This is a genomic window from Corynebacterium sp. HMSC078A10, from assembly GCF_001811565.1.
GTDB classification, from domain to species: domain Bacteria; phylum Actinomycetota; class Actinomycetes; order Mycobacteriales; family Mycobacteriaceae; genus Corynebacterium; species Corynebacterium hesseae.
Genome location: NZ_KV805204.1, coordinates 1 through 13,192, shown reverse-complemented (window position 1 = coordinate 13,192; position 13,192 = coordinate 1). Strand labels below are relative to the sequence as shown.

At 60.9% G+C, this 13,192-nt stretch carries 11 protein-coding genes; 9 read left to right on the top strand and 2 right to left on the bottom strand.

The annotated features are described in order from the left end of the window. Positions 1 to 31 precede the first annotated feature (31 nt). From HMPREF2808_RS05810 to HMPREF2808_RS05780, 7 genes are all read left to right on the top strand, one after another. The gene (locus HMPREF2808_RS05810) at positions 32 to 883 is read left to right on the top strand and encodes a sulfurtransferase (RefSeq protein WP_070596966.1); all 852 of its coding nucleotides are present in this window, start codon (positions 32 to 34) and stop codon (positions 881 to 883) included. A 61-nt stretch (positions 884 to 944) separates the two neighbouring features. Further along, positions 945 to 2,213: a type III secretion system chaperone family protein gene (locus HMPREF2808_RS05805; RefSeq protein WP_246818518.1), complete on the top strand. Its 1,269-nt coding sequence runs from the start codon at positions 945 to 947 to the stop codon at positions 2,211 to 2,213. A gap of 109 nt (positions 2,214 to 2,322) precedes the next feature. Then, entirely contained in the window at positions 2,323 to 2,868 is a 546-nt protein-coding gene (pyrE, locus tag HMPREF2808_RS05800; protein ID WP_070596965.1) for an orotate phosphoribosyltransferase, read from the top strand. Continuing rightward, complete coding sequence (locus HMPREF2808_RS05795) at positions 2,861 to 3,535, top strand: TrmH family RNA methyltransferase (RefSeq protein ID WP_070596964.1); 675 nt, start codon at positions 2,861 to 2,863, stop codon at positions 3,533 to 3,535. Before pyrE ends, HMPREF2808_RS05795 begins: the two co-directional genes overlap by 8 nt. Before the next feature lie 63 nt (positions 3,536 to 3,598). After that, positions 3,599 to 4,795 (top strand): glycoside hydrolase family 76 protein, encoded by a 1,197-nt coding sequence (locus HMPREF2808_RS05790; protein WP_070596963.1) that lies wholly within the window; start codon positions 3,599 to 3,601, stop codon positions 4,793 to 4,795. 185 nt (positions 4,796 to 4,980) lie between these two features. Then, positions 4,981 to 6,015, top strand: coding sequence for a class II fructose-bisphosphate aldolase (gene fbaA, locus HMPREF2808_RS05785; RefSeq protein WP_070596962.1), 1,035 nt, complete (start codon positions 4,981 to 4,983; stop codon positions 6,013 to 6,015). A 158-nt stretch (positions 6,016 to 6,173) separates the two neighbouring features. Continuing rightward, positions 6,174 to 7,394 carry an FUSC family protein gene (locus HMPREF2808_RS05780; RefSeq protein WP_070596961.1) on the top strand — a complete coding sequence of 407 codons (1,221 nt, stop codon included), beginning with the start codon at positions 6,174 to 6,176 and terminating at the stop codon, positions 7,392 to 7,394. A gap of 12 nt (positions 7,395 to 7,406) precedes the next feature. Here the strand turns inward: HMPREF2808_RS05780 and HMPREF2808_RS05775 are convergent, their stop codons facing one another. Together HMPREF2808_RS05775 and HMPREF2808_RS13965 are read right to left on the bottom strand one after the other, a co-directional pair. Next, a complete protein-coding gene (locus HMPREF2808_RS05775) occupies positions 7,407 to 8,336 on the bottom strand; it encodes a hypothetical protein (RefSeq protein WP_070596960.1) in 930 nt (309 codons plus the stop codon). Positions 8,337 to 9,394: 1,058 nt separating this feature from the next. Next, positions 9,395 to 9,442: a hypothetical protein gene (locus tag HMPREF2808_RS13965; RefSeq protein WP_118781210.1), complete on the bottom strand. Its 48-nt coding sequence runs from the start codon at positions 9,440 to 9,442 to the stop codon at positions 9,395 to 9,397. Positions 9,443 to 9,760: 318 nt separating this feature from the next. On the opposite strand from HMPREF2808_RS13965, the gene HMPREF2808_RS05765 reads away from it, so the two are divergent. After that, the gene (locus HMPREF2808_RS05765) at positions 9,761 to 11,053 is read left to right on the top strand and encodes an adenylosuccinate synthase (RefSeq protein WP_070596958.1); all 1,293 of its coding nucleotides are present in this window, start codon (positions 9,761 to 9,763) and stop codon (positions 11,051 to 11,053) included. Between the two features lie 403 nt (positions 11,054 to 11,456). Beyond that, the coding region (locus HMPREF2808_RS05760) for a DUF5979 domain-containing protein (protein WP_070596957.1) at positions 11,457 to 13,192 on the top strand (1,736 nt) is incomplete at its 3' end.

Here is a 13,192-nt window from a genome sequence, read left to right as displayed (position 1 = left end):
GCACCCGCTCATGCCCCTATGATCTGGGGGCATGAGCATTTTGATCTCCCCTCACGAGCTGAGTGAGAAGATTTACCGCGGTGACAAGACGACCATCCTCGCTTCCCTCTGGGCCCCAGGGGAAGGCGAGGCCTTCAATCTCTTTTCTTCCCTTCACATTCCAACCGCCCAGTACGCGGACGCCGCGTCAGCCTTCGTGGGCCTGCCGGGTTCCAAGGTCGGGCGCAACCCACTCCCACAGACCGAGAAGATTCAAGAGTGGATCGATCACTGGGGCCTGCGTGAGGATAGCGAGGTCGTGGTCTACGACGAAGGCCGCGGCCTCTTCGCCGGCCGCGCGTGGTGGACGCTGCGCTGGGCGGGCATCCAGAATGTCCGCATTCTCGACGGCGGCCTGTCCAACTGGCGCGCCCAGGCAATGCCCACGCTCACCGGCCCGGGCAACCTGGGCATGACCTCGAACCTTAAAGTGAAGCCGGGCTCGATGCCCACGGTCACCATCGATGAAGTCAAGGAACACAAGGGCCTGCTTCTCGACGTTCGAACGCGCAACCGCTTCGCCGGCCGCCGCGAGAACCTCGACCTGAAGGCCGGCCACATCCCGGGCGCGGTTAACCTGCCCGAGCGCCTCTTCCACACGCAGGACATCACCGTGTGGAAGTCCAAGGAAGAAATCCTGGAAATCCTTGACCAGCACGGCGTGACTAAGGAGAACGTGGACGGCGCCATCATCTACTCCGGTTCCGGCAACCACTCCGCGCTCACCATTGCCGTTCTGGAGCACGTGGGCTTTACCGGCCTGCGCCACTTCGTGGGCGGATGGTCGCAGTGGTCGGCCAATCCGCGCAATCCCGTGGAGCGCGGGGACCGCGAGCACGTCTAGAATCCGCGCGTGACCAGCGCGTCAGCGCGAATGGGGCGCGCCGGGCGATTAGAGTCGGTCAATGATGCCTTTCGTACTCTTATCCCTCGCCGCCCTCGCGCTCGCAGCTGGTCTCATCGTGCTCTGGTTGGATCAGCGCCAGCGCGCCGCGCACTCCGCCGGTGATGCAGCAACCGACACCCTCACCGATACCGGCGCCTCTGCCGACGTTATTGCCACCGATTCTGCCGACGGCGCAGCCGATGCCGCGGCCCCTGAAGCTGCCGAGCCTGAATCCGCTGAGCCCGAAGCAACCGCAGAGGCCTACCCAGAGCCCGAGGCCGAACCTGTGCTCGCCGAAGAACCCGAGCCCACAGTAGAGCCCGCCATCGCAACCGAGCCGGAAACCACCCCAGAGCCTGAGGCAGAGCCGGCCGTAGAAGCAAGCACAGAACCGGCACCAGCGCACAGCTTTGCCGAGCGCGCAGAGCGCGCCAGGCACCTCGTGCCGGGCAGCGCCCGCCGCGAGCGCAAGGCCTTTGGCCAGCAGCGCGGCTGGGAATACATCAAGCACGATTCCTACCTGGCCGATGAGTGGACCCGCGGCGCAGCCGCCCGCGGCCAGGAACCCCGGGACATCGTGGCCGGAAACGTCCGTGGCCATGAGACGCTGCTCTTCGACATGGGCTCAATCCCAGTTATGGCCATGCGCACCGGCGCGGCCTCCGACATTGTTGTGGATTTCCGCCGAGCAGGCGAGGAAGCGGAGAACCATTCTGAGGATCTGGTGTACGTGCGTGAGGAGGAAGGCTTCGAGGTCTTCGCCACCGACGCCGGCGTGGGACAGCGCCTCATCGATGCCCGCGTCACCGACGCGCTGAGCCGCCTTCCCGCCGAGGTGACCGCCGTGTGGATGGAGGGGGAGTGGGCGCTTGCCCAGACCACCCGGCAGGCGCGCAGCGCAGAGTGGGAAGAGCTGCTCGAGCCACTGGCCACGCTCGCCGATTCCGCCCGCGTGCTCCCACCGCGCTCCGAGGCTGCCCAAGTGCTGCGCGTTGATGAGCTCGACCCGAGCCGCGATATCCCGGAGCCCCCGCAACCGGAGCCGACCGGGCCCACGGCAGTTCCGGATCGTGATGATTCCCTCGACACCCCGACCATCCAGCGCCCCACCGAGCCGGTGGTCATGCCGAGCCGCACCACCAGCGAAGCCCGCGGCACCATCGACCATTCCAGCTTGGGTGCGGACGAGGTGGACGCGATTGCCGACGGCCACGAACACCCCGCCCCCGAAAATAACCAGGCTCGCCTCCCACGCCGTTTCGACGGCGGCTCCTCCATCTTCGACTAGGCCTGCCATCCCGGCACCAGCACTAGTCGCGGGCAACCGTGCGGCAAGAGGGTAAACTACAGGGCGGATTTTTCAAGGCTATAAAGCCACAGATTTTAAGGAGCGAGCGATGAGCCTGGATCAGCAGAAGAAGCAACGCCTAGCAGAGCTGGTGAAGGAGCTGGCCGTCGTCCACGGCAAAGTCACGTTGTCCTCCGGCAAGGAGGCCGATTACTACGTGGACCTGCGCCGCGCCACCCTGCAGCACGAGGCCTCGCGGCTTATCGGCGCGCTGCTGCGTGAGCTCACCGCCGACTGGGATTACGCCGCCGCCGGCGGTCTGACCATGGGCGCGGACCCGGTCGGGTTGGCCATCATGCACGCTGACGGTCGCGATATCGATGCCTTCGTCGTCCGCAAGGAAGCCAAGAAGCACGGCATGCAGCGCCAGATCGAGGGCTTCAACGTTGAGGGCCAGAAGGTGCTCGTTGTCGAGGACACCACCACGACTGGCAACTCGCCGCTGACCGCGGTGAAGGCTCTTCGCAAGGCAGGCGCCGAGGTTGTTGGCGTGGCCACCGTGGTGGACCGCAATACCGACGCCGGCGCAGCCATCGCCGCTGAGGGGCTGGAATACCGCTACCTGCTGGGCCTCGAGGACCTGGACCTTGCCTAATCCCGAGGAAGAAGCGGAGGCCAAAGGCCCCACCGAGTGGAATGAGGGCCGCCACGGCGTTGGCCCCTGGGAAGGCCCGCTGCCGGAAGGCCCCGAAGCGGAGAAATACGATCCCGAACTGCTCGCGGAGGGGGATCGCCGCAACGTCGTCGACGCCTACCGTTATTGGACGCGCGAGGCGATTCGGGAGGATATCGATAAGCGCCGGCACGCCCTGCACATCGCCATCGAGAACTTCGAGAACGATTCCAACATCGGAACGGTGGTGCGCACCGCCAACGCCTTTGCCGTCGATACCGTCCACATCGTGGGCCGCCGCCGCTGGAACCGACGCGGCGCCATGGTCACCGACAGGTACCAGCACCTCATGCACCACGCGGACGTGAGCGAACTGATGGCCTGGGCGGCCGACCAAGACCTGACCGTCGTGGCCATCGATAACACCCCCGGGTGTGTCCCCCTAGAAACCGCGGAGCTGCCCGAGCGCTGTCTGCTCCTCTTCGGGCAGGAAGGCCCGGGTGTCAGTCCGGAAGCCCAGGACGCAGCGGTGATGACCTGCTCAATCGCGCAATTTGGTTCTACTCGCTCCATCAACGCGGGCGTGGCCGCGGGCATCGCCATGCATGCATGGATTCGACAGCACGCCGATTTATCAAAAGCTTGGTGAGATCCCGCGCACTGTGTTTACATCTAGGTAACGAATTCACATTGTGAGAATGATGAGACAAAAGTGTTAGAGAAATGGTCCCACCGCGCCGACCTTGCGGAAACAGCCATCAATGAGCGCCACGCGCAGGCCGTGTGGGGCTTGCCCCGTACCAACCTTGCCGTAGTGAGTTGGCCACCCACCACCAAGGAATCGCTCTTTGTGCACTGGCACTATTGGTGGCAGGCGCATTATCTGGACTGTCTTGTTGATGCCGCCCTGCGCAAAAACACCAAGGCCCGCCGCGCGCGCATCGCTGACACTATCCGGGGAATTCACGTGCGCAACCTCCGCGCGCTGACGAAGAACCGCTACTACGACGACAAAGCATGGCTCGCCCTGGCCATCGCCCGGGCCGGTGAGCTCAAGAAGCAGCGCCCCTATAAGAAGCTGGGCACCCTGCAGAACAACATCCGCGATGGCATCGACTCCCAAGTAGGCGTGCTGCCCTGGCGTGAAGGCGAGACCTTCCTCAATGTCCCCTCCAACGGCCCGGGCGCCATTATGCTGGCCCGCATGGGGCGCGTGGAGGAGGCCCGCCACATCGTGGACTGGATCTACGATCACCTCATCGATGACGATGGCTTCGTCATGGACGGCATCCGCATGCGTATGGATGGGCAGGAGATCGTCCGCAACATCCACCCCTACTGCCAGGGCGTGGTGCTCGGTGCCTGCTTGGAAATCGTGCTGGCGCTGCGGGAGAAGACCGGCCTGCGCTCCGTGGAGGATATCGACTCCGTCCATGAGGCCGAGCTCGCCGCGGACATGATGGATTACACCACGCGCATCCGTGGCCTTGTCCAAGCAGTGGCCACGGGCATGGCGACGTACACGGGTGTCATCGACTGGCAGACTGGCGACGGCGACGGCGGCCTCTTCAAAGGCATCCTGGCCCGCTACCTCGCGGACGTCGCCGTGCGCCTGCCGGGCGATTCCCCGGCCAACCGCGCGACGAAGAAGCTGGCCGCTCGCCTCGTGACGGCCTCGGCGGAATCCGTGTGGGAACACCGTCTAGAAGTGGACGGCCTGCCCATCTTCGGCTCCGATTGGACTGCGGACGCGAAGCTGCCTCATAACTACGGTTTCGGGCCTACGTCATTGAGCCAGAAGATGGGCATCATCCGCGTGGCTGAGCGCGATTTGTCCGTTCAATTGTCCGGTTGGATGTTGTTGGAGGCCTGCACCCGGATTGTGAAGTACAAGTCAGAATCCAAATAAAAGCGGCATTGTCCCAGCTAGGCGGGTTGGGAATGCCCGTGCCCGACGCGGTTTAAGTGAGGTCACACCTCATCTCGCGGCGGAAAACCACAATAACAGGCATACTTGGGTGTTGGAACGTGTTGTTTCGCTGGTTTGTGAGACGGCACGGCTTACTGCACAGCAACTCCAAAGGATGGAATTTCATGCCTATTGCAACCCCTGAGGTTTATAACCAGATGCTGGATACCGCCAAGAAGGGCGGCTTCGCATTCCCGGCAATTAACTGCACCTCCTCCGAAACCATCAACGCCGCTCTCCGCGGCTTCGCCGAGGCTGAGTCCGACGGCATCATCCAGTTCTCCACCGGCGGCGCCGAGTTCGGTTCGGGCCTGTCCGTGAAGAACAAGGTTGCCGGCGCCAAGGCCCTGGCTGCCTTCGCTCACGAGGCTGCCAAGAACTACGGCATTAACGTTGCGCTGCACACTGACCACTGCCAGAAGGAAGTTCTGGATGAGTACGTGCGCCCGCTGATCGCCTTCTCCCAGGAGCGCGTTGACCGCGGCGAGCTTCCGCTCTTCCAGTCCCACATGTGGGATGGCTCCGCTATCCCGATCGATGAGAACCTTGTGATCGCCCAGGAGCTCCTGGAGAAGGCCCACAACGCCAACATCATCCTCGAGGTTGAGATCGGCGTCGTCGGCGGCGAAGAGGACGGCGTTGAGGCTAAGGCCGGCGCTAACCTCTACACCTCCCCGGAGGACTTTGAGAAGACCGTCGATGCCCTCGGTACCGGCGAGAAGGGCCGCTACCTGCTGGCCGCTACCTTCGGCAACGTCCACGGCGTCTACAAGCCGGGCAACGTGAAGCTGCGCCCGGAGGTCCTCGACGAGGGCCAGAAGGTTGCTGTCAAGAAGCTCGGCCTGGAAGAAGGCTCCCAGCCCTTCGACTTCGTCTTCCACGGTGGCTCCGGCTCCGAGAAGGAGAAGATCGAGGAGGCCCTGCGCTACGGCGTCATCAAGATGAACGTTGACACCGATACCCAGTACGCCTTCACCAACCCGGTTGCACGCCACATGTTCGCCAACTACGACGGCGTCTTCAAGATCGACGGCGAGGTGGGCAACAAGAAGGTCTACGACCCGCGCTCCTACATGAAGAAGGCTGAGCAGGGCATGGCTGACCGCGTGGTTGAGGCCTGCACCGACCTGCACTCCGTGGGCAAGACCGTTTCTAAGTAATCCACTGCCCAGCTGACACCGGCGCCTCCTGGACGCCGCTGCTTAGCAGCCGCAGGCTCTAAGTGGCGTCAGTACATGTCACCAAGCCACCCCTTGACCTCAAAGGGGTGGCTTTGTTCGTCCAAACCTGCCGCCAGAACGCGTAAAATACCGGAGTCATGGAAGCGCAAGAGTCATCGTCGAATTCGTCGAGTACCGTCAAACGCGTTCGCAAGACCACCCGCGAGCAGTTGCGGTTGGTGGATAAGTCGCTCAAGGCGCGCCTCACGCGCATCCGCAACCGGCTCGTGTTCATGATTCAGTGCACGCTGGGCGCGGGTTTGGCCTTTTATGTTGCGCACGATTTCTTCGGCCACGAGCAGCCCTTCTTTGCTCCGATGGCCGTCATCATCATCCTTGGTCTATCGGGCAGCGACCGCCTGAAGCGCGCAGTCGACATGTCCATCGGCGGCATCGTGGGCGTGCTGGTGGGCACGTTGCTTGTCGACGCCCTCGGGACCGGCCCCATCCACATGACCATCATCATCGGCCTCGCCCTGGTGATCGGCTCCTTTGTTACGGGCTCGCAGATGGTGAGCAACCAGATCGTCATCGCCGCCATCCTTATCGCCACCATCCTTCCCCCGGAAGATATGGGTGGTCTCTCCCGCGCTGTTGACGCCATCATCGGTGCGGTCATTGGCATCACGATGATCGTGTTGATTCCATCCTCTCCCTTGCGCGCGGGACGCTCGGAAGTCTCGAAGGTCTTGGGCATTACCTCCCTGGTCCTCTCCGACGTGGCTAAGGGGCTGGAAGAAAACGATCCCGAGACCATCACGGAGGCCCGCGATGCCGTGCGCGGCACGCAGGATGACATCAACAACATGCTCAACGCCACCAAGGGCGGCGCGGAAACCGCACGGTTATCACCCTTCCTGTGGAGCACGCAGCGCACCGTGCGCTCCCTGGAACGCATTCTCACTCCTGTTGACAACATGGTCCGCGGCACCCGCGTGCTCTCCCGCCGTGCGCTCGTGCTCGCCGAGGACGGCGACCAGGCCACGGCCGAGCAAGTTGAGATCATCGATGAACTCGCTGACATCACGATGAAGCTTTCCGATCTCTATACCCACCAAACCGCGCGTGAGCGCCGCGTGGATGAGGCGCACGCCATTCCTGAGATAGTCAACCGCCTACGCCAGCTGGGGGCGCGCTGCTCGATGGACATCGCCGGCGAGGAAGCCGTACTCTCCGCCTATGCTGTGCTGGCACAGACGCGCTCCATCATCGTGGACCTGCTCATGGTGTGTGGCATGTCGCGCGAGTCAGCCGTGGCACAACTCGTGCCCACCTCCAAGCACCCGGCCTACCCGCCGGAGGTCTGGGAAGAGAACTAGGGCCCTACTTGCCTAGGGCCGCACTATCTGTAGGTCCCGCAGGTGGCGGTAGAACGTCACGCGCTTGACCGGCCGCTTGGCGCGGACTCCATCAACGCTGACGCTGAGCGAAGGCCCGCCAGCCTGTACCGCCCGGCCTTGCATGACGCTGGCGGGGTCGAGCTGCCCAGGTTGGGCAGGCTTGCGCAGGCGGGCGAGGAGCCCACGACGCGGCGCTTCGTCCGCTTCAAAACTGGTCACCGCCTTTGCCGCCACGATGCCCGGCGCATCCGTCATCGGCACGAGCTTTGCGCCGAAGACATCCTTCTCGCGGTCCGCGCGCAGCAGCACGGCATCGTCAACGATGATCTCACCAGTGATCTCCTCGTTCGACCACTCCGCAATCGTTGCCGAGCCCGCCACGGCGAGGCCCGCGTCATTGCGGATAAGCGGCGCCGGCTTGACGGGCGCGGTCATGGCAAAGGAGAGCGCCTCCTCCATCACTGCTCCATGGTCGCCGAGCCCCTGGCGGCCCTGGCCCGTTTCGCTAGCTTTTAAGCCCCAATTCATCGCCGCGGTGGAGTGCTCCCCGGTGGGAACGTAGCCCACCTCGGCCCATAGGTAGTCAGCCCGCATCATGCGGGTCAGCACGGCGCTAAGCGCAGCGTCGTTGCCAATGACCACAACGCGCAGCGTTTCGCTCAGGAACGGGGCCTGGGGTGCTGGCCCCGGTGCGCCGAGGTGGCTCACGTCTGGCTGCGCGGCAATCTCATCCAGCGATGGGGTGGGGTCTTCCGGAAGGATCTCCCTGGCCAGCGCATCAATAGCCTTCAACTCTTGCCGGGTGGGAACCTCCGCGAAGCGGAAGTGTTCGACACGAACTCCATGCTGGGCAGCCCCAACCAGAGCAGTGGTGTGGGCGTTGGTGAGGTGGCCGCCGCAGTCTACAAGCGCACAGATCATACAAGAAGCATAGAAGCGTTGGGAGAGCTTGGCTAAAAAGCACCTTCAGTGATGCACGAGCAGCGGAGCTTTCCCCAGAAAAGTAGTGCACATCACATTCTGCCAGTAGGCTCCAAGACAACGCCAAACTTCTTAATACTCAACTCTTCCACTCAATTCTTCTTTGTCTAACAGCTGGAGGTAATCACCATGTCCGCCCGTATGACAACCCTTGCGCTTGTATCCGCCGCTGGTCTTGTGATGAGTTCGTGCAGCTTCATCGGCGGTTCCCTGAGGGAAGCTGAGGAGCCGGGATTCACCGAGGCCGCCGCCGAGTCCGTGACGAGTTCTGCGACGACTACTTCTTCGACGGCCACGTCGACATCCAGCAGTGCATCCTCATCAAGCACCAACGCTGATTGTGATGAGAAGAAAGAACTCGAGGACACCGAACTCAGCAAGGTCCTGGAGAATGAAGAAGCCTATGTGAAGGGCTCCACCGAGAAGTTTGAGAACGTCAGTGTCGGTGAGGATGAATACGATCCCTGCAAATTCCTCAGCTACGTGGTGCTGGAAGGCGAGTTTGATGGGGAGAACGTCAAAGTCCCCGTCTTCTTCTCCAAGGGCGAACTTAAGGACGAGGATGCTCTCTACATCACGTCCTCTTCCTTAGAGGTAGAGGAGGACGGTGAGGGCTATACCTATGAGTCCAAGACCGATGGTGACATCGTCGGAGTTGAGGGCAAAGTAAACAAGCGCCCAGGTGTCGAAGCTACGTCCATGGAAAGCTCCTTCGATGGCGTGAACTCGGACATATTCTTCATTGACGTGGACTCGGAACCGACTGAGTCCGCAGATTTGGCCAAAGATGAAGAAGACCTCCGCGGCGAAGAGCTCTTCACTATCTCCGCCGACGGCTGGAACATGGTCTGCGGCATTATTGAGGAAAACAACGCCATTGACTGTGCGCATGGCGACGGCGGGACTTGGGCCATCAAGGGGGCCAAGACCCCAATGCCGGAGGGGATGGAATTCAACTTAGTGACCTTCCTGCCGCTAGAGGGCAGTACTGAGTTCACTCAGTATGACGATGAAATCCCAACTAACGGCACGAAGATTGAAGGCAACGGGCTCTACCGAATCGGCGTTGGTGACGTCGAAGGCCAAATCGCTGTTGTTGATGACAGCATCATCGTCAGCACCCCAGACAAGTCGCGCCTGATGTTCACCAATGACACCATCTACTTCGATAACGAGGGCTCTGGCGGCAACGATTCGGCCACCGAAACCGCCTAGCCAATCACGTTCCGAACCTACTGCGGACTCTGTCAAGCCCCGCCAGTACAGCAAATCTTGATGACCATGTCACAAACTCAACGCTTAACCGCCGTGACGGGTAAAGTAGGTGCGTATTTGACTTCAATAAATAGGAAGTGACACCAAACATGGCAGCGATCGTCATCGTCGGCGCCCAGTGGGGCGATGAAGGCAAGGGCAAGGCTACCGACATCCTCGGCGGCAAAGTCGATTACGTAGTGAAGCCCAACGGCGGTAACAATGCCGGCCACACCGTCGTGGTCGGCGGCGAGAAGTACGAGCTAAAGCTCCTTCCCGCCGGCATTCTTTCTGAAAACGCCACCCCAGTCTTGGGCAACGGTGTGGTGATTAACCTGGAGGCCCTCTTCGATGAGATCGACGGCCTCGAAGCCCGCGGCGCAAACGCCTCGCGACTGAAGATTTCCGCCAACGCCCACCTTGTGGCGCCGTACCATCAGACCTTGGACCGCGTGCAGGAGCGCTTCCTGGGCAAGCGCGCCATCGGCACCACCGGCCGCGGCATCGGCCCGGCTTATGCCGACAAGGTAGCCCGCATCGGTATCCGTGTGCAGGACATCTTCGATGAATCCATCCTGCGCCAGAAGGTTGAGTCCGCCCTGGACATCAAGAACCAGATGCTGGTGAAGATGTACAACCGCAAGGCCATTGAGCCGGAGCAGGTGGTGGAGTACTTCCTGAGCTACCGCGAGCGCCTGCGCCCAATGGTGATTGAGGCTGAGCTGGAACTGAACCAGGCATTGGATGAGGGCAAGCACGTTCTCATGGAGGGCGGCCAGGCCACCATGCTGGATGTTGACCACGGCACCTACCCGTTCGTGACATCATCGAATCCGACTGCGGGCGGTGCTGCTGTGGGCTCCGGCATTGGCCCGACACGCATTAAGACTTCCCTTGGCATCATCAAGGCTTACACCACTCGCGTGGGCGCTGGTCCGTTCCCCACGGAGCTTTTCGATAAGTGGGGCGAGTACCTGCAGACCACCGGCGGTGAAATCGGCGTCAACACCGGTCGCAAGCGTCGCTGTGGCTGGTACGACTCTGTGATTGCCCGCTACGCCACCCGCGTCAATGGTTTCACAGACTACTTCCTGACCAAGCTGGACGTGCTCACCGGTATTGGTGAGATTCCCATCTGCGTGGCCTATGACGTTGACGGCAAGCGCTACGACGAGATGCCGCTGACCCAGTCTGAGTTCCACCACGGCGAGCCCATTTTTGAGACCATGCCGGGCTGGGATGAGGACATTACTAATTGTCAGACGTTTGAGGATCTCCCGCAGAAGGCACAGGATTACGTCCTGCGCCTAGAGGAGCTCTCCGGCTGTCGCATCTCCTACATTGGTGTCGGCCCTGGCCGTGACCAGACCATCGTGCGTCACGACGTCATACAAGACCAGTAAGGCGCAGGCCGGTCCAAGATAAACCAACCTTAGGAATAAGAGCGGAGGTTTTCTCTCCTGTGGGGTTATGAACGACGGTGCGGCCACCGGGCGGACCGGCAAGGGCAGGGTGAGCTTCAACATGGGCAAGCCTCGGCCCATTGTGTAAAACGCACTCGAAGCGATGGTCGCAACCCTTCAAAAGCTGTAGCGATGCCGACATACCGCATCGCACGGCACATTAAGTGTATCTTCGTGATGTTTGCAGTATGCTCACATGCTATAATCAAGTTTGTAAGTAGCAACAGATCGCACTGACAGGCATCGTCTGGTGTTTGTTGCTATGGAAAGTGTGCCCGCAACTGATAAGGACATCAGATGAGTCGCAGTCTTCGCGGACTTATCACCGCAGAAAGATAAACTTATGAAACTAAAGAAACGCAGCCTTGGCGGCCTGCTCTTAACATTGTGCCTGACGGCGATGTACCTGATCGTCGGCGTCGGTCCAGCTAACGCGACCGAGGAATTCGACTACCCAGGCGCCATCTCCGACGTCAACGTGACGTTCAACGGTAAAGATGGCGGCCAGGCACGTGTCGATGACGAAGTAAAAGTCACGGCAAAGTGGAACGTTCCAAACGGAGCACAGGCTGGCGAGACTTTCGGCATGACCCTGCCGAAGGAATTCTCTAACTACGGTAACGGTGAGTTCGCGGTTCCGGATAAGGAAACAGGCGAAACCGTTGCTAACTGTAAGGTTACGAACGACCCAGCGCCAGTTGTCACCTGCACCCTGACTGACTTTGTCAACGGCAAGGAAGACGTCGGCGGCGAACTGTGGTTCCTCGCAACCCTTGACGAGCAGAGCGACAACAGCACCGCCGATTTCATCATCGACGGCAAGACTGTCCCTGTTCCAATCCCAGGTGACGGCGGCATCGGCCGCGTTGGTCCTGGATACGCATCCAATGACCCATACAAGTACAGCGCACGCACCAAGATCGCTGACGACTTGATAGCTTGGGGTATCCAGTTCCCTAACACCGTCGCCGAAGACGGCACCGTGACCGTTACTGACTCGATCGTGGATAACACCGAGTTCGAGCGTCACAAGACCAACGACTTCGGTGTTGAGGTCGAATACCGCAACGTTGCCGAGGACGGCACTTTCGTTGAAGGTGAAGACTGGAAACCTGTTGACTCAGCTGACTTCGAGACCGACCTTGCTGAAGGCAGCACCCACTTCACCGTCACGGTGAAGAACGTTCCAACCGATAAGCGCGTCCAGTACCGCGTCCTTTACTGGACCAAGATGGACGGCAAGGCCTTCGAAGGCGATGTCTTCAAGAACACCGCAAAGGTCAACGGCAGGGACGCTGAGGCGACTTTCACCTACACCGCAATCGGTGGCGGTACTGGTTCCGGTAAGGAATACACCCGCTTCTCCATCGCCAAGACAGTTGAAGGTAACGGTGCAGAAGAGGTGCCAGCAGGCACCAAGTACACCGTGAAGTACACCGCCGCAGATGAAGAGGACACCCTCGAGCTCGAAGCTGGTGAAGAGAACCGCGTTAACTCCAAGCGCTACAAGATCGGCACCGAGTTCAAGATCACGGAAGTCAACCTTCCAGAGATTGACGGTATCGAGTGGAGCGACTATGAGATCACCGGTGACGGCGTAACCAAGAACGAAGACGGTTCGTTCAGCGTGACGCCCGAGACGAATGAGCCGGTCAAGCTCAACCTCGTCAACAAGGCTGAGAAGAAGGTCCAGAACGGCAACCTGTCCGTTATCAAGACAGTAACCGGCGACGGTGCTGCCCTCGTTCCTGCAGACACCGAGTACAACGTCAAGTACTCCTACGAACTCGATGGCGAAAAGAAAACCGGCACCCTCACCGTCAAGAACGACGAGACCGTGTCCCTGCCTGAGGACGTTCCTGCAGGCACCAAGGTCCGCCTGACCGAAGAAAAGCCAGCTGACGTCGAAACCGAAGGCGGCAAGAAGGTCACCTACGGCGAACCCAAGTTCACTGCTGGCGAAGAGTCCGGCGAGGAAATCACCGTGACGATCGAAGGCGACAAGCCTGTTAAGGTTACGCTCGAAAACCCAACCATGGTTGACGAGCCGACGCCGGAACCGTCTGAGGACCCGACGCC